This window comes from Polaribacter sp. Hel1_85 (genome assembly GCF_000766795.1).
GTDB lineage: Bacteria > Bacteroidota > Bacteroidia > Flavobacteriales > Flavobacteriaceae > Polaribacter.
Window position 1 is genome coordinate 1,261,299 of record NZ_JPDS01000001.1, and the last position, 19,724, is coordinate 1,281,022.

Annotated in this window: 10 protein-coding genes; 6 read left to right on the forward strand and 4 right to left on the reverse strand. The window is 29.2% G+C overall.

The genetic code is table 11. From position 1 onward, the window contains the following. Positions 1-14 precede the first annotated feature (14 nt). The 4 genes from PHEL85_RS17265 (at position 15) to PHEL85_RS05430 (ending at position 9,543) form a co-directional block, all read left to right on the forward strand. Positions 15-2,222, forward strand: a complete 2,208-nt coding sequence (locus PHEL85_RS17265) for an endonuclease (protein ID WP_052108458.1) — start codon at positions 15-17, stop codon at positions 2,220-2,222. Between the two features lie 59 nt (positions 2,223-2,281). Then, a complete protein-coding gene (locus tag PHEL85_RS17270; protein ID WP_052108459.1) occupies positions 2,282-4,348 on the forward strand; it encodes an endonuclease in 2,067 nt (688 codons plus the stop codon). Positions 4,349-4,513: 165 nt separating this feature from the next. Further along, the gene (gene purL / locus PHEL85_RS05425; protein ID WP_036822075.1) at positions 4,514-8,218 is read left to right on the forward strand and encodes a phosphoribosylformylglycinamidine synthase; all 3,705 of its coding nucleotides are present in this window, start codon (positions 4,514-4,516) and stop codon (positions 8,216-8,218) included. 95 nt (positions 8,219-8,313) lie between these two features. Continuing rightward, positions 8,314-9,543: a threonine/serine exporter ThrE family protein gene (locus PHEL85_RS05430; RefSeq protein ID WP_036822078.1), complete on the forward strand. Its 1,230-nt coding sequence runs from the start codon at positions 8,314-8,316 to the stop codon at positions 9,541-9,543. Between the two features lie 145 nt (positions 9,544-9,688). On the opposite strand, the gene PHEL85_RS05435 is transcribed toward PHEL85_RS05430, so the two are convergent. From PHEL85_RS05435 to PHEL85_RS05450, 4 genes are all read right to left on the reverse strand, one after another. Continuing rightward, on the reverse strand, positions 9,689-12,103 hold the full coding sequence (locus PHEL85_RS05435; protein ID WP_036822081.1) for an ABC transporter permease: 2,415 nt from the start codon (positions 12,101-12,103) through the stop codon (positions 9,689-9,691). 2 nt (positions 12,104-12,105) lie between these two features. After that, positions 12,106-14,526 carry an ABC transporter permease gene (locus PHEL85_RS05440; RefSeq protein WP_036822084.1) on the reverse strand — a complete coding sequence of 807 codons (2,421 nt, stop codon included), beginning with the start codon at positions 14,524-14,526 and terminating at the stop codon, positions 12,106-12,108. 26 nt (positions 14,527-14,552) lie between these two features. Further along, positions 14,553-15,254, reverse strand: a complete 702-nt coding sequence (locus PHEL85_RS05445) for an ABC transporter ATP-binding protein (protein ID WP_036822085.1) — start codon at positions 15,252-15,254, stop codon at positions 14,553-14,555. A 124-nt stretch (positions 15,255-15,378) separates the two neighbouring features. Next, entirely contained in the window at positions 15,379-16,623 is a 1,245-nt protein-coding gene (locus PHEL85_RS05450) for an efflux RND transporter periplasmic adaptor subunit (protein ID WP_036822088.1), read from the reverse strand. 162 nt (positions 16,624-16,785) lie between these two features. On the opposite strand from PHEL85_RS05450, the gene PHEL85_RS05455 reads away from it, so the two are divergent. Together PHEL85_RS05455 and PHEL85_RS05460 are read left to right on the forward strand one after the other, a co-directional pair. After that, positions 16,786-18,156: a sigma-54-dependent transcriptional regulator gene (locus PHEL85_RS05455; RefSeq protein WP_036822091.1), complete on the forward strand. Its 1,371-nt coding sequence runs from the start codon at positions 16,786-16,788 to the stop codon at positions 18,154-18,156. Further along, positions 18,157-19,479 (forward strand): sensor histidine kinase, encoded by a 1,323-nt coding sequence (locus PHEL85_RS05460; protein ID WP_036822093.1) that lies wholly within the window; start codon positions 18,157-18,159, stop codon positions 19,477-19,479. The last annotated feature ends 245 nt before the right edge of the window (positions 19,480-19,724 follow it).

Consider the following 19,724-nt stretch of genomic DNA (forward strand, 5'->3'; position numbering starts at 1 on the left):
TTTAATTCAATAACATGATAAAAAAACTACTTTTCATAATTTTTATTTCTTCGTTTTCAATCTCTTTTTCTCAAGAGCAATATTATAATGATGTTAACTTGCAGTTGACTGGAATTGATTTAAAAGATGCATTAGCTGCCAAAATCATAGGTACACACAGTAATCCACTAAGTTATACTCCTGGTGTTTGGGAAGCTTCTAAAGTTACAGATAAAGATACAGATACCTCTAAAGTAGTCTTAATTTATGGATGGGAAAATGGTACTGATCAAGATGATACAAACGACAGAACTCGTGATAATACATTTCAAGATGGTAGTTCATCAAGTAGTATGTTATGGAATAGAGAACATGTTTTTTCTAAATCTTTAGCAAACCCTAGTTTAGTTACAAATAATCCGGGTGCAGGAACAGATGCACATAATTTAAGGCCTGCAGATAAAAATAGAAATTCAGAAAGAAATAACTATAAATTTGCATTTGGTAATGGAAACTCTGGACGTTCTTCAATAACTTATAACGGACCAGATGGTGCAAACACAAGAGGTTGGTATCCTGGAGATGAATGGAAAGGAGATGTCTCTAGAATTATTATGTATATGTATCTTCGTTATGGAGACCAATGTTTACCTACAAATGTTGGTGTTGGAGACAAACAATTTACTCCTGATGAGATGATTGACTTATTCTTAAAATGGAACAGAGAAGATCCTGTTTCTGATTTTGAGAAAGTAAGAAATATATACCATGAAAACACATCAAATACGTATGCACAAGGAAATAGAAATCCATTTATTGACAATCCTTTTTTAGCAACTAGAATTTGGGGAGGAGATAATGCAGAAGATACTTGGGGAATTTATACAAGTAGCGACACAGAAGCTCCTTCTACTCCTACAAATGTTACCCTAAGTAATATTACATTAACATCTATAGATGTATCTTGGGATGAAGCTACTGATAATATTGGTGTAACACAATATCAAGTTTATGTTAATGATGTTTTAACAAAACAAACAACAACTGCAACATCTGCTTCTATTACAGGTTTAGAAACAAATACTACTTATAATTTTAAGGTAATTGCAAAAGATTTAATTAATAAATCTGAAGCAAGTAATATAGTTACAGGAAAAACCTTAGCAGATACTACGCCGCCATCAGTACCAACAAACGTTACAATTACAGATATAACAGATAGTTCTTTTAATGTACACTGGTCTGCATCTTCAGATAATAATGAAGTAGTAGGTTATGATATTTTTGTTGATGCTACTTTTAAAGCTAGTACTACTGCAACAACTTATGCTATTATTGGTTTATCTACTACCACTACCTACAGCATAACTGTTTTAGCAAAAGATGCAGATGATAATAAATCAGCACAAAGTACTGCTGTAAATGCAACTACAACAGATGGAGCATCTGGAGGGGCTGCTTCAGAATTATTTATTACAGAATATGTAGAAGGAGATGGAGGAACAAATAAAGCAATAGAAATTGTTAACTTAACAGGTAGAACAGTAAATCTATCTGGTTATGTTTTAAAATTAGAAAGAAATGGCGCTTCTGTATGGACAACTCCATTAGCATTAAATAGCGGAACTGTACAAAGTATTGTTCCTGGAGATGTTTTTGTTGTTGGAAACGGAGATAATTCTGCTCCTGAATTACAACCAAACTCAGCAGCTAACCCAACTGGTCAAGTCGATTTAGTACAACCAAACATTCAAGATACAGCTTACGGGCAACCTGTTAACTTTAATGGAGATGATGCTGTAGCTTTATTTAAAGATGATGTATTAATTGATATTATTGGAGTTTTCGGAAGTAGTGCTAATTTTGCAGAAAACGTAACGCTAAGAAGAAATGGAGATATCAGCGCACCAAACACAACTTTTGATTTACAAGGTGAATGGACTGCTTTTCCAGAAAATACTTTTGACGGTATTGGTAGTCATACTTCTACTTTAAGTACACAAAATATTATTTTTGAATCTTTTAAAATGTTTCCAAACCCAACAAATGGAAATAGAATATATTTTAGTGTAACAGAAGATGCAACTATTAAAATTTACAATGTATTAGGGAAGTTGGTTCAAACTTCAGAAGTTACTAAAAGCAAAAACAGCATTGATATTTCAGATTTCACAAAAGGAATTTATCTATTGCAAATTAATTCTGGTAAACAGTTTATTACTAAAAAACTAATTAAAAATTAATTAAATTATAATTTAACAAAAACGACTCCACTGTGAGTCGTTTTTAAATTTAAAAAAAAATGAAAAAAATAGTACTTTTATCCTCTTTATTATTAACATTTATAGCTTCTGCCCAAGAACCTTATTATGACGATGTAGATTTAACTGCAGAAGGTTTAGCTTTAAAAGAAAATTTAGCAACAAAAACAATAGCTGCTCATACCAAAATTTTATCTTATGGTTGGCCAGCATTGCAAGCAACTGATGTTAATCCAGAAAACAGTTCTGAAGTTTTATTGATTTATGGGTATTCTGATTCTGGTAAAACTTCTAGAACAAGAGGTATAAATCAAAATGGAGGTGGATCTACTGACTGGAATAGAGAGCACGTTTATGCTAAATCTTTAGGAACACCAAATCTTGGTACTTCTGGTCCTGGTGCAGACGGTCATCATTTACGTCCTTCAGATGTTGGCTTTAATAGTGATCGTGGTAGCCTTAAGTTTGTTAATGGATCCGGAAATGCTGGTAGTGTTTCTGGTGGTTGGTACCCTGGTGATGAATGGAAAGGTGATGTTGCTAGAATTATGATGTACATGTATATTCATTATGGTGATCAATGTAAACCAACCGGAGTTGGTATCGGTAACTCTACAGCTACTCCAGATGATATGATAGATTTATTCTTAGAATGGAATGCAGAAGACCCTGTTTCTGATTTTGAAAGACAAAGAAATACATACCATGAAAATACAAGTAATGCATATGCGCAAGGAAATAGAAACCCTTTTATAGATAATGCATATTTAGCAACAAGAATTTGGGGAGGAACTCCTGCAATTGATTCTTGGGGAATGTATGTTTCTACAGATAAAGAAGCACCAACTGTACCAACAAACGTTGTTTTAAGTAATAGCACACCTTCATCAATAGATGTTACTTGGTCTGCTTCTACAGATAATGTAGCTGTAACTAAATATGAAATTTATGTTGATGGTACTTTAAATGGAAATACACCAGATACAAATTATACAATTTCAGGTTTAAACGCAAACACAACATATGCTGTTACTGTTTTAGCAAAAGATATTGCAAATAATAAATCTGATCAAACTACTGCTGTAAACGGAACTACAGCAATTGATAATGAAGCTCCAACTGTACCCACAAATGTTGTAATAACAAATCAAACGGGTACTAGTTTTAAAGCTAATTGGACAGCTTCTACAGATAATGCAGCTGTTGTTGGTTATGATATTTTTGTTGATGGTGCAATTAATGGCTCAACTACAGATACAACTTATACTATTTCTGGTTTAACAATATCTACAACTTACAGTGTTACAGTTTTAGCAAAAGATGAAGCAGATAATAAATCTGCCCAATCACCTACTGTAAATGCAATAACTACAGATGGTTCAGCAGCTTCTAATGAATTATTTTTCACAGAATATCTTGAAGGATCTAGTAACAATAAAGCCCTTGAAATTGCAAACTTTACTGGTCAAACAGTTTCTTTAGCAAACTATAGTATTAAACTTGGCTCAAACGGAAGTGACTTTGGAACACAAACTTTAACTTTTACTAATGAAACTATTGCAGATGGAGATGTTTTTGTCATTGGAAATTCTCAAATTACTATTTGTACATCAGAAGTCGATATTGATAGTAATGTTACATATTTCAATGGTAATGATGTTTTAGGTTTGTTTAAAAATGATGTTTTAATAGATATTATTGGTACAGAAAATAATTCAAATACTTTTGGAGAAAATGTTACTTTAAAAAGAAAGTCAACTATAGTTTCTCCAAATACTGTTTATAATGCAGATGAATGGGTACAAGGTTCTGGCACTGATGATTGTTCTGATTTAGGTAAACACAATGTAAGCACAGCAAGTGTAGAAAATACCATTTTAAATTCATTTAAAATGTATCCAAACCCAATAAATGGAAATAAATTATATTTTAACCTTATTAAGAATGTAAATATAAATATCTACAATGTTTTAGGTAAATTAATTAAAACAGAAAAAGTAAATACTAACAATAATAGTATTGATATTTCTAGTTTATCTAAAGGAGTTTATTTAGTAAAAATAAATTCTGAAAATGAAATTATTACTAAGAAATTGATAAAAAAATAAATACTTTTTTTTAAAGATAAAAAAAGACGGCTACATTAAGTAGCCGTCTTTTTTAGTTTATAATTAAGTGAATAACTATTAAATTTCGATTAAATTAATCTTATCTATTAAATTGAAAAAAAGTAAATTTGCATTTTTACAACAACACGCAAACACAACACTATAATGATTCATTTCTTTGGAAATAAAAACAGTAAAGTATTCGCTGTTCAAACAACAAAAGATTTAGCTAAAACAACAATTTCTAAGCTTACTTGGTTATTTGGCAATCAACCTAAAATAAAAGAAACATCAATTGATGCTTTTTTTGTTGGGCCAAGAGCAGCAATGATTACTCCTTGGAGTACAAATGCAGTTGAAATTACTCAGAATATGGGTATTAAAGATATAATCAGAATTGAAGAATTTGTTACTTCTACTAAAGATTTTACTGATTTTGACCCAATGATTTCTGAAAAATTTAATGGTTTACATCAAGAGTCATTTGAAATTCATATTCAGCCAGAATCAATTTTAGATATTGAAGACATTGCAGCATATAACAATCAAGAAGGTTTATCTTTAAGTGATGAAGAAGTTGCTTACTTAGAAAGTGTTGCTACAAAAATTGGAAGAAAATTAACAGATTCTGAAGTATTTGGTTTTAGTCAAGTAAATTCTGAACACTGTAGACATAAAATATTTAATGGAACTTTTGTTATTGATGGGGAAGAAATGCCAACATCATTATTTAAATTGATAAAAGAAACGTCGAAGCAATTTCCTAACGATATTGTTTCAGCATATAAAGACAACGTTGCTTTTGTAAAAGGTCCTAAAGTGGAACAATTTGCTCCGAAGACCGCAGACAGACCAGATTTTTATCAAACAGAAGATTTTAATTCTGTAATTTCTTTAAAAGCAGAAACTCATAATTTCCCAACAACAGTTGAGCCTTTTAATGGTGCTGCAACTGGTTCTGGAGGTGAAATTAGAGATAGACTTGCAGGAGGAAAAGGTTCTTTACCTTTAGCAGGAACTGCAGTTTATATGACTTCTTATTCTCGTTTAGAGGCTTCTATCGATTCAGTAAAAAACACAAGATATTGGGAAAATAAATTTGAAGCAAGAGATTGGTTATACCAAACTCCAATGGATATTTTAATTAAAGCATCTAATGGAGCTTCAGATTTTGGAAACAAATTCGGACAACCATTAATTACAGGTTCTGTATTAACTTTTGAGCATGAAGAAAATTCTTCTTCAAGTGAATCTAAAGCTAGAAAGTTAGGTTATGATAAAGTGATTATGCAAGCTGGTGGAATTGGTTATGGAAAAGCAGAACAAGCTTTAAAAGATACTCCTAAAGAAGGTGATAAAATTGTAATTCTTGGTGGTGAAAACTACAGAATTGGAATGGGTGGAGCTGCAGTTTCTTCTGCAGATACAGGCGCTTTAGATTCAGGAATAGAATTAAATGCTGTTCAACGTTCTAATCCAGAAATGCAAAAACGTGCTGCAAATGCAATACGTGGAATGGTAGAAAGTGAAGAAAACTTTATTGTTTCTATTCACGATCATGGTGCAGGTGGACATTTAAATTGTTTATCTGAATTAGTAGAAGATACTGGTGGTAAAATCGATTTAGATGCTTTACCTGTTGGAGATCCTACTTTATCAGCAAAAGAAATAATTGGTAACGAATCTCAAGAAAGAATGGGATTAGTTATTGCAGACGAACATTTAGAAACTTTGCATAAAATTGCAGATAGAGAACGTTCTCCTATTTATGATGTTGGTGAAGTTACAGGTAATGATCGTTTTACTTTCGAATCTAAATCAACAGGTAAAAAACCAATGGATTTAGCTTTAGAAGACATGTTTGGTTCTTCTCCTAAAACTGTTTTAACAGATAAAACTGTAAAAAGAAATTACAAGAATTCTAGATATAAAGTTAAGAATTTTAAAAACTATTTAACGCAAGTTTTACAGTTAGAAGCTGTTGCTTGTAAAGATTGGTTAACAAATAAAGTAGACAGATGTGTTGGTGGTAAAGTTGCCAAACAGCAATGTGTTGGTCCGTTACAAATCCCGTTGAATAACGTTGGTGTAATGGCATTAGATTATAAAGGAAAAGAAGGAGTTGCAACTTCAATTGGGCACTCTCCTATTTCTGGATTAATTGATCCTGCTGCAGGAAGTAGAAATGCAATTACAGAATCTTTAACCAATATTATTTGGGCTCCTTTAAAAGATAATTTAGATTCAATTTCTTTATCAGCAAACTGGATGTGGCCTTGTAAAAATGAAGGTGAAGATGCTCGTTTATACAAAGCTGTAAAAGCGGTTTCAGAATTTTCTATAGATTTAGGAATCAATGTTCCTACTGGTAAAGATTCTTTATCAATGAAACAAAAATATGCTGATGATGAAGTAATTGCTCCAGGAACCGTTATTATTTCTGCTGCAGGAAACTGTAATGAAATAAGCAAAGTTGTGGAACCTCTTTTAAAAGTTGATGGAGGGAATATATATTATATTAATATTTCTCAAGATGAATTTAAATTAGGAGGAAGTTCTTTTCACCAAGTTTTAAATACAATTGGAAATCAAGCTCCTGATGTAAAAAATTCTGCTTTTGTAAAAAATACTTTTAATACAATTCAAGAGTTAATTAAAGGAGATAAAATTACTGCAGGGCATGATGTTGCTTCTGGTGGATTGATTACAACGTTGTTAGAAATGTGTTTTGCAACTATTAATTTAGGAGCAGATTTAAATATCTCTTCTTTAAATGAAGAAGATTCTATCAAAGTTTTATTTGCAGAAAATTCAGGAATTGTTTTTCAAGCAGATGCTTCTGTAGAAACTATTTTATCAGAAAATAACATTGAATTTTTCAATATTGGTACTGCAAATAATTCAGGAACTGTAAACATCAAAAACAACGAAGATAATTTTACGTTTGATGTTGCTGAATTAAGAGATGTTTGGTACAAAACATCTTTCTTATTAGATCAAAAACAAACCGCTAATAATTTAGCTCAAGATCGTTTTGATAATTTTAAAAATCAGCCATTAAAGTATAAATTCCCAGAGAATTTTACTGGAAAATTACCTGTCATTTCGAGCGCAGTCGAGAAATCTCGTCCAAAAGCTGCTATTATTCGTGAAAAAGGATCTAACTCGGAACGTGAAATGGCAAATGCAATGTATTTAGCTGGTTTTGATGTAAAAGACGTACACATGACAGATTTAATTTCTGGTCGTGAAACTTTAGAAGATATTCAGTTTATTGGAGCTGTAGGTGGTTTCTCTAATTCAGATGTTTTAGGTTCTGCAAAAGGTTGGGCTGGAGCATTTTTATACAATTCAAAAGCGAAGAAAGCTTTAAAGAACTTCTTTAAAAGAGAAGATACTTTATCTGTTGGTATTTGTAATGGAGCGCAATTATGGATGGAATTAGATTTAATTAATCCTGAGCATAAAGTACACGGAAAATTAGGTCATAATGATTCTCAAAAACACGAAAGTTCTTTTACTTCTGTAAAAGTGCAAGAAAATAATTCAGTAATGTTATCTTCTTTAGCAGGTACAGAATTAGGTGTTTGGATTTCTCATGGAGAAGGAAAATTTAACTTACCAGAAGCTGAAGAAAACTATAATATCGTAGCAAAATACGGTTATGAAGGCTATCCAAACAATCCAAATGGATCAGATTTTAACACAGCAATGATGTGTGATAAAACAGGTAGACACTTAGTAACAATGCCTCATATTGAGCGTTCTACTTTCCAATGGAACTGGGCAAATTACCCTGAAGGAAGAAAAGATGAAGTAACACCTTGGTTAGAAGCTTTTGTAAATGCAAAAAATTGGTTAACGAAATAATATTTCGCCCTAAAATTTATATAAAAAAGGGCTTTTGTAAAGCCTTTTTTTTGGCTTTAATAAATAGATAAAACAGCAGTATTTAATTATTAAAAATGAAAATTCCAGAAAAATATAGATTTATAGTTGAATTAGGAAAAGCACTCCATATTTATGGTATTCCTTCCTATAAAATTCAATCTTATCTAACAGAGGTTGCTAAAACGCAAGGTATTACTGGTAGTTTTATGGACTTACCAACTTGGATTAATTATGTGTTTTATGAAGATGAAAACTCATATAATTATATAGAATCAATTCCTCCTGGATCTTTAAATTTAGGTGCTTTCTCTAGAATTGCAGAACTAACAAATAAGGTTATTGATTCTAAAATTGATAATAGCGCTATTAATAAAGAATTAAATATAATTCATGCAGAAACTAAAAATATAAATCACTTATATTTAACTTTAGCTTATGCTTTTTCTGCAGGTTCTTTTAGTATAATGATTGGTACTAATTGGCTTTCTTTTGGGTTCTCTTTATTATTAGGCGCTCTTATATATTTATTGGTGTTTTTATCATCTAAATCTAATTATATAGAAAACGTATTCGAATCTTTAAGTGCTTTAGTTGTAACCGTTATTTGTTGTTCTTTAACCTTAATTTTCCCGACCTTTAATTTGGGTTTAACCATATTAGCTTCTATCATTGTTTTTATTCCAGGATTAGCAATTACAACTGCTCTTGAGGAAATAACTTCTAAAAGTCTGGTTTCTGGAGGCGCAAAACTTTTCGATGCTATTCTCTTATTGTTTAAGCAGTTTTTTGGAGTATTACTTGGTTTAGGGTTGATGACATCTTTGGTTGATATCGATTTAACATATCATGTTTCTTCTATGCCAAAATGGACTATCTTTTGTGCTGTTCCAATATTTTCAATTGCTCTTTTACCAATATTTCAAGTACGAAAAAAGGATATGATTTATGGTGCTATAACAGGTGTTATCGCTTTTTTTACAACTGTTTTATTCTCTGGATATGGAGTACTTGTAAGTACTTTTATTGGAACCTTGACTGTAGTTGGAGTGAGTCGTTTATTTGGTTTGATTTCTAAAACGCCAAAAACAGTATTTTTAATTCAAGGTGTTGTAATGTTGGTACCAGGAAGTAAATCTTTTATGGGTTTAAGTAACTCCTTTTTTAATCCATCTACAACTACAGGTTCTGCAAATTTATTTGAACAAGTTGCTTTTATTTTGATGGGTATAATTGGTGGACTTCTTTTTGCAGGTACATTTAGAGAAAGAAAACCTAGAAAAATTGGAGGAATAATAAAAAAATAAACTACTTATTTTATATAAAAAACCAGCTTTTAGACTCTTCTAAAAGCTGGTTTTGTTTGCGTTAGGGATTGAAGCTTTGTTTGAGCTCTTTTTACTTTTTCTGTAAAAAAGCGAGTGCGAAAAGCCCGTTAAAACGCCCAAATAATTACTCAAATTTTAAATATTTAATCAGATCTATTTTTGTAGCATTAAATGCTTTTAAGCCTACAACTACAAAAACTAAAATTATAAGTAATATTGGCGTAATTATAAATGGTAGTATTGGCATATCTATTCTGTAAACAAAATCTTCTAGCCAGTTTTCCATAAAATAATAAGCTATTGGCATTAATATTACTGAAGCAATTAGCGTTATTTTTAGGAAACTTTTAATTAACTGAAACATAATTTCTTTTACTGAAGCTCCTAAAGTTTTACGAATTGCAACTTCTTTTAATCTTTGTTGAATGGTAAGTGTTGCTAGAGCAAATAAACCTAGTAAAGAAATAATTATGACTACTGTTGTTAAAATTAAGAACAATGTTTTTTGCTTTTGATATTTTACAAAAGTTCTTGCAAAACGTTTGTTTAAAAATTGTGCATTAAAAGGATAACCTTGTTCTACATTTTCTTTCCAATAGTTTTCTATATGCTTTAAAGTTTCTTGAGCATTATTAGGTTTAATTTTAAACTGCATCATCCAAAAATTCCGTTTCATCCAATTAAAAGTATTCCAATGCATTAGCATTGTTGGAGGAATTTTAGAATCTAGACCCCAAATATGATAATCTTTAATCATTCCTACGACTTCAAACTTACCATCTTTGGTTTCAGAGCCACCATAACCTGCTTTTATCTTTTTTCCAATAGGATCTTCATAAATATTGAAAGCTCTTGCTAATGTTTCATTTATTAAAACATTTTTAATTGTATCTGAAGCCCTATTTTCTTGTAAGAATCTACCTTTAAGAAGTTGAATATCCATTGTTTGCAAATAATTAAAATCTATTGCATTTCCATTAGTTTGAACAGATATATCATTATATTCTACATTTGTTGAGTTTGAACTTCCTCCTCCAATTACAAATGAATTACTGGTAACAACATCTATATTAGGGTGTTTGGTTAGTTCTTTTTTTGCTAATTCATACTTTTTATATCTATTTTCATAATCATTCATCGAAATAAGAACAACTTGATCTCCTTTAAAACCTAGATCTTTACTCATCATATAATCTACCTGATTATAAATTATTAATGATCCTACAAGAAAAAATCCTGAAATTAAAAATTGCAATCCTAACATTATATTTCTTGCAAAAACACCTTGCTTACTTCTAGAAACATTTCCTTTTAAAACTTCTACAGCTTTAAATTTAGAAAGATAAATAGCAGGAATAAATCCTATAATAATTGATATAATAATGGCAATTAACCCAACTTTTGTTAATAATTTTAAATTTAAGATTGAAATATCTTTTTGCATAAAGTCATTAAATGATGGTAAAATCAATTCAACTAAAACTAATGCTAATATAAAAGCTATAAAGCCTTGCAATACAATTTCTAAAGCATATTGCCTTGTTAAAGATGTTTTAGATAATCCTAATGTTTTCTTAACACCAACTTCTTTTGCTCTTTGTGTTGCAGATGCAATTGAAAGGTTAATAAAGTTTACACAAGAAATTAGGATCAACAAAATAGAAATCGATAACATAATTAATATTAACTGATAATTACCCTTTCCTTCTGGTCCAGCCTCATCTGTAATTGTTTTTAAACGAATATCTTTTAAAGGTTCAAAAATAGTAGTTGTTCCATATTTTTCGAAAAACTCTTCTGGTGTAATTCCATCTCTTTTAGAAGATGGTAAAACTTCATTTTGATACCAAACATCTAATGCTTTTTTCTGAAGCGTTTCTACATCTGCACCTTTTGTCGTTTTTACAAATAAATTATTAGAAAAATTACCCCAATGTCCTTCTGGTTGTTTTTTAAATTGGGTTACCACTTTTGGCATAAAATAATGCTTCCCTTCTATTTTATAAACTGTTGTAATAACAAATGTTCTACCATTAAAAGTTATGGTTTTACCTATTGCTGATTTATTACCAAAATAAATTTTTGCTTGTTCTTGAGATATTGCTGCATTGCTTGTTACTTTTTTAAACGCATTTACACTTCCTTCTACAATTTTGTATGGGAAAAAGTCGAAAAATTCAGCATTTCCTCTTAACATATCTCTAGTATAAAGTTCTTTGCCATCAATTTTCACAACAAAGTCTGCATACCAACCATCACTTAAATAGTAATCCGTTATTTCAGGAATGTCTGCTACATATTTTGGTCCTTCAACATTTGTACTATTTGCCCAAATATCTCCATCAGACATTCTATGGATAACCCTATAAATCTCATTAACATTTGTATTACTAGTATTATAACTTTCCTCATCATTTAAATACAATAACACTATTAACAACCCTGCAAAACCAAGCGTTAATCCGAAAATATTTACTAAAATATTAAGCCAGTTCTTTTTACTATTTCTAAAAAATATTTTAAACCAAGTTTGTATCATATCTATTCGAATTTTAAATATTTAATTAAATCTATTTTTGTGGCGTTATAAGCTTTTAAACCAACAACTACAAAAACTAATATGATTAAAATAATTGGTGTTAGTATATATGGAAGTATTGGCATATCTATTCTATACACAAAATTTTCTAACCAATTTTGCATAAAATAATAAGCTATAGGTATTAAAATCACAGAAGCTATAATTGTTGTTTTTAAGAAACTTTTTAGCAATTGAAACATAATTTCTTTTACAGATGCACCTAAAGTTTTTCTTATAGCAACTTCTTTTAATCTTTGCTGAATTGTTAATGTTGCCAAAGCAAATAAGCCTAAAAGAGATATTAAAATAACCAATATTGATAAGATTAAAAATATCATTTGCTGTTTTTTATACTTATCATATGTTTTAGCAAATTTTTGATCTAAAAACTCATAAGAAAACGGATATTTAACATCTACATTTAACCTCCAAAACTCTTCTATCTCAGAAATCGTTTGATCTATATTTTCTGGTTTCACTTTAATTTGTATGGCTGGCATCCATTTTTTCATAAAACCAAAACTATTCCAATGCACTAAAAACATTGGAGCTATTTTTAAATCAAACCCATCAAAATGATAATCTTTTACCATTCCAATCACTTCGAAACCAGGTTCATCATCTCCAATCCAACCTAAATCAAGTACTTCCCCAATTGGATTCTTATAAATCCCTAATTCTTTAGCTGCAGTTTCGTTTAGTATAATCTTATTAATGGTGTCTGAAGCTATTTCTTTAGAAAAATTCCGCCCTTTTAAAACTTTAATTTTTGCAAAATCAATGTAGTTATAATCTACTAAATTAGATGCTGAATTAAAACTTATATCATTTATTTTATGTCTTAAATCTGTTCCGTTTACAAAACCATCACCAGGTACAAACATGCTTGAAGAAACATCAATAATGTTTTCATTTTTTGATAAAACTTCTTTTGTTAATTTAACCTTTTTATATCTATCTCCAATATTGTATAAATCCACAGAAAGTACTTGTTCTTTGTCAAAACCTAACTCTTTTTGCATCATATAATTAATTTGGTTACCAACAATTAACATGCTAATAATGAAAAATCCAGAAATTAAAAACTGAAGTCCTAACATTATATTTCTTGCTAAATTTCCTTTCTTACTTTTGGAAACACTTCCTTTTAAAACTGCTATCGCCTTAAAATTAGATAAATAAATTGCAGGAATACTCCCCACAAAAAAAGAAATTAAAATTGCTGATATAAATAATGTTATTAACGAATCAGCATGCAATATTGAAATCTCTTTACCTACAAAATCATTAAAAAAAGGCAATGCTAATTCTACAATTACCAATGCTAAAACGAATGAAATTAATCCTTGAAAAACAATTTCAAATACATATTGAAATAGTAATTGTTTTTTTGATAATCCAAGAGTTTTCTTAACACCAACTTCTTTTGCTCTTTGACTTGCAGATGCTACAGATAAATTAATGAAGTTTACATAAGATATTACTATTAATAAAATTGACAATCCTAATAAAACCATTAATAATTGATAGTTTCCGGTTCCACTTGGGCCCGCTCTTTTTGCTGTATTATGCAAATACATTGTATCTAGTTTATCTAAAACAACTGTTGGTATACCATAACGTTTGTCAAATTCTTCTATTGTAAGTCCATGTTTTTCTACCTTTTTTTTATAGGCTTTTTCAATGATAATTTGATCCATTTTTTGCTTCAAAACAGTTAAATCTGTTCCTTTAATAACCCTACAAAATAATTCGTTGTTATGATTTCCCCAATGCACTTTAAAATCTTTATCAAACTGAAGTAATAAATCTGGTTCTTGATGCGAATTCTTTGGTATTTTATATACACAAGCTACAATATAATTTTTATCATCAATTTTTACTAAATTACCAACAGCACTTTCTCTTTTAAAAATACGCTCTGCATATTCTTTTGATAATGCAATATGATTTCTCGTTTCTTCAAATTTCTGAGAAGATCCCTCTATAATTTCAAAAGGAAAAAAATTGAAAAATTGTGGATCTGTAGATATCATTTTATCAGTAAACTCAAATACATCATTAAATTGTATAACTCTACTTCTATAAAATGGTTTTACCATTAAAGCTTCTGTAACTTCTGGTATTTCTTTTGGATAAGTAATATACATCCCTGCATTTGCAACAAACCAAATTTCTCCAGTTTTTGCCTGCTTCATATTTACTCTATAAACATCCTCTTTATTAGGATTCCATTGATTGTAGCTTTTTTCTTCCTTTACATATAGTAAAACAATTAACAAGCCTGCTAAACCTAGCGTTAACCCACTAATATTAATTAATGTATTTAACCAGTTTTTTTGCTGATTTCTAAAAAATATTTTAAACCACGTTCGTAACATCTGTTCTAGTTTTAAAAAATTATTATTTATTTGACTAAAACATCAACTTTATGTTCGTTTGTTTTTTCTGATATAACTTCTCCATCTTTTAAAGTGATAGTTCTTGAAGAAAATTGCGCATCATAAGATGAGTGCGTAACCATAATAATGGTAGCTCCTGTAGCATGCAATTCTGTTAGTAATTCCATAACATCATTACCACTTTTACTATCTAAATTTCCTGTTGGCTCATCTGCTAAAATTAATTTAGGATTTGTAATTAAAGCTCTTGCAACAGCAACTCTTTGCTGCTGACCACCAGACAATTGTAAAGGAAAATGTTTTGCTCTATGTGCAATACCAATTCTTTCTAAAATTTCTGTAACACGCTGTTTTCTTTCTGATGATTTTACTTTATTGTAAATTAATGGCAATTCAACATTTTCATAAACTGTTAATTCATCAATTAAATTAAAGTTTTGAAACACAAAACCAATATTTGCTTTACGTAAACCTGCTCTTTGTTTTTCGTTAAATTTTGCAACTTCTGTTTCATCAAAAAGATAACTACCATTATTTGGTGCATCTAACAAACCAATAATATTTAAAAGTGTAGATTTACCACAACCAGAAGCGCCCATTATGGATACAAATTCTCCTTCTTTTACTTCTAAACTTAATTTGTTTAAAGCTGTTGTTTCTACTTCTTCTGTTCTATAAACCTTTACTAAATCTGTTATTTTTATCATCTTTATATATTTTTAATTTTTATTTATTTTTAATTAATTCTCGATACAATTTTTATACCTGTGTCAGAAATATCACTCGAACTGATGTTACAGGAAACTGTGACTAAATATTGTCAACTAAATCTTACTCAATATTTATTTCTTCTACTTTTTTATAATCATCATAACTAGATGTAATTATTTTATCACCTTCTTTTAATCCTTCTAAAACCTCATAATAAAAAGGGTTTTCTCTTCCAATTTTAACACTACGTTTTACTGCTTTATTATCAGAATTTAACACAAAAACCCATTTTCCGTTAGCGCTTTGATAAAACTGACCTTTAGAAACTAATAAAGCTTTGCTATCATTAGATAAAAATGCTTTTGTTTTTAGAGACATTCCTCTTTTTATACTTTTAGGAAGTGAATCGGTTTTAAAAAGAAGTTCCACCTGAAATTGTCCACTTACAACTTCTGATAATACTTTTGATAAAACGATATCATAATTTTTAGTGTTCACAGCAACTCGCCCACTTATTCCTTCTTTTAGTTTAGAAATGTAGTATTCATCTACACTTGCTACCAATTTATAACCATCTAAAACATCCATTTTTCCAATTGGTTGACCTTGATTATAGCTTTCTCCTAAAATTGGATTAAATGATGATAAAAGTCCTTCAACGGGTGCTTTAACTGTAAAATTCTCTTTATTCTTACGCAACAATTCTAGACTTTTCTGCATGTTAGAAATAGAAATATCAATTCTAGATAATTGTACATCTCTACTCTTTTTTTCTTCGGATACACTTTTTTTAATAACACCACTTCTTCCTTTTTGAAACGTATATTCTTGAGCAGATTTCTGATAATCATTTCTTGCTACTACTTCTTTTTTGTATAAAGTAGAATCTAATTTATATTGACGTTTTGCATTTCTAAAATCATTATCAATACTCAATAACTGTTGATCTAAACTTAATTGTTGATTTTTAATATTTACTCTAATATTTCTTAAATTATTTATTTGTTCTACAATGGCAGTTTCTTGAGTTAAATAATTTAATTCTGCATTAGGGTTATATACTTTTAAAAGTGGAGTTCCCTTTTTTATCATTTGGCCACTTTCTACAAAAATTTCTGAAACAGATCCTCCTTGAATTACATTAACTAAAACAGATGTTTTTGGCTCAACTGTACTATTAAACAACACAACATCTTCAAAATCTCCTTTAAAAACTTCACGAATACTTATGGTATCTCTTTTTAAATTGACTTGTTTTTTTCGTGTTAAATTCATCAAAATAATACTTGCCAATATTAAAGTCGGAATTCCCCATAGTAACATTTTCTTTGTGGTTTTATTTTTTGCTTTTATTTGCTTATCCATTGTTTTCTATTCGTTTGGCATAGTTAAAGCCATAAATATGCCACTACTAAATAAGTAATTAAATAATTGATTTATAATAAGTTAATTATTTTAAGTAATTTTAAAGTGTTCAAAAACGAACATTTCTTTGTTCATATTCAAACAAATCACTAATTATGTAGTATGAGAAAAAAAGACGCTACCATTTTAATTGTTGATGATGATGATGATATTTTATTTTCTGCAAGAATTAGTTTAAAAAAATATTTTTCTGAAATAGTTACAGCCAACAATCCAAAGAAAATAAGCAATCATTTAACAACTTCAACGGTAGATGTTGTTTTGTTAGATATGAATTATCGCATTGGTTTTGAAGATGGAAAAGAAGGTTTATATTGGCTAAAACACATTAAAGAAATTAGTCCAGAAACAACGGTTATTTTAATGACAGCTTTTGGTAGTGTAAATTTAGCTGTAGAAGCAATTAAAAAAGGTGCCACAGATTTCATTTTAAAACCTTGGAACACAGAAAAACTCTATGGAGTTGTAAATGCTGGTTTAGAATTGGCGCGTTCTAAAAGAAAAAATACGCAGCTAGAAACCGTTCAAAAACAACAAGACAAAGATTTTCATCAACAAACAGAGCATATTATTGGTAATTCTCCGGCAATGCAATCTGCAGGAAAGCTGGTTAAAAAAGTAGCTCCGACAGATGCTAACATTTTAATTTTAGGAGAAAACGGAACAGGAAAATATGTATTTGCTAAAGAAATACATTTACAATCAGAACGCAGAAATCATCCATTTATTCATGTAGATTTAGGTTCTTTAAATGAAAATTTATTTGAAAGTGAGTTATTTGGTTATGCAAAAGGCGCTTTTACAGATGCCCAAAAAGATACTTTAGGAAGGTTTGAACTTGCTAAAGGCGGAACCATATTTCTAGATGAAATTGGTAATCTTCCACTCCACCTACAATCTAAATTATTGACTGTAATTCAGAATAGAAAAGTTACACGTTTAGGTGAAGGAAAAGAAAGAGAATTAGATGTTCGTATTATTTGTGCTACAAACGCTCCAATTCATGAAATGGTTGATGAACAAACTTTTAGGCAAGATTTATTGTTTAGAATTAATACGATTGAATTGAACTTGCCTCCACTTCGTAAAAGAATAGAAGACATTGAGTTATTGGCAAATCATTTCTTAAAAAAACTGAATCTTAAATACCGAAAAAAGATTGATGGTTTTAGTAAAGAAGCTATCAATTCATTAAAAAACTATAGTTGGCCAGGAAATATTAGAGAGATAGAACACATTGTTGAGCGAGCTGTAATTATTACTGATAATGAAAAAATTATCCCTGAAGACTTACATTTTTCAGCAAAAAAAGCAACTTTAAATTTAGAAAATAACTTAAATTTAGAGGAAACTGAAAAGTTATTAATTGAACAAGCAATAGAAAAACACCAAGGTAATATTTCTAGAGCAGCTAAAGATTTAGGCTTAACTAGAGCAGCTCTATACAGACGTTTAGAAAAACATCAATTATAAATGGGAAAACCTCAATACATACAAATAATTGTTAGAGTTTTATTAATTCTGATAAATGGAATTATTGTTTATTATAGTTTTACAAATTCTTTCATTATTAATACAATTGGTTTTTTTCTACTGGTTATTTTTCAATTATTTTTATTGATTGATTACTTAAAAAAGTTATTTAATGACATCGAAAAATCGATAGATTGTTTATTGTATGACGATTATTCTAATACAATATCCAAAGAAAAAAGAAAAAATCCATTACATAATAAGACTGCTTTATTGTTAGAAAAGCATAGAAAACAAAGTCTTCAAAAAACATCTGAACAATTAATTTTTACCAATATTATTGAGAGTTTAAGTATTGGTATACTTATTTTAAGAAAAGATACAGAAGGTAAAATTGAAGTTTTTCAAATAAATAAGGCTTTTACTGAGTTTTTAAAAATTCCAAAATTTTACAACTGGAATTTATTAAACAAAAAAATTGGAAGCTTAACAGATTATATCAATCAATGGAAAGAAAACAAACTCACCATTTCTTTAACAATTAATGAAGAAAAAGAAGAATTTTTCTTAAAAACATCGCTTACACAAACTAATGAATATGGTTATTTAATTGTTAGTTTAGAAACCATTCAACAATTAATTGATAAAAAAGAAAAAGAGGCTTGGTTTAAATTGATGAATGTAATGTCTCACGAAATTATTAATACAATTACGCCTATTAGCAGTTTAGCCGAAAATTTAGATTCGCTTTTACAAGAAGAAAATACAGACGAAGATACTATTGATGAATTGTCTCAAGGATTAAAAATTATTAAACGTCGTTCTCATCATTTAACTTCATTTGTAGATACGTATAGAAAGTTAGCAGAATTACCTTTACCACAAAAAGAAGAAATCAATTTAACAACAATTGTTAAAAATACATTACTCCTTTTTGAACAAGAATTTCATCAAAAAAACATTAAAATTGATTTTAAAATTAATGATTCTTATGTAATTAACGCAGATAAACAACAAATAGAACAAGTAATTATTAATCTAATTTCTAATTGTTTATATGCTTTTGAAGGAATTGAAAAGCCAGTAATTAATATTAATATTTATTCGGATAAGAATCGAACACATTTAACTATTTTAGACAACGGGATTGGTATTTCTGATGAAATTAAAGACAATATTTTTATACCCTATTTTACTACTCGTAAAGATGGTTCTGGTATTGGTTTAACACTTTCTAAAAGTATTATGGAAGCTCATAATGGAAATATTCAGTTTAATTCTACAAAAGAAAAAACAACTTTTTCACTTACTTTTATTTCTTAAGTTTTCATTAAATAAAATTTAATTTTTGATAAAATAACTGCTGCTTTTAAAAAGCTAAAAGCTGATTTGCGTTAGGGATTGAAATGGAAATCCTTTTTTATGTAAGTTCGAGTGAATTTATGAAGAATGAATAAATTTGTATGAAGAACAAATAAAAAAGATTGTAATGTAAAGCCCGACCTTTGGGAACGCCCAAAAAACAAAACCCAGAAGCATTACACTTCTGGGTTTTAATCAAAGTAAAT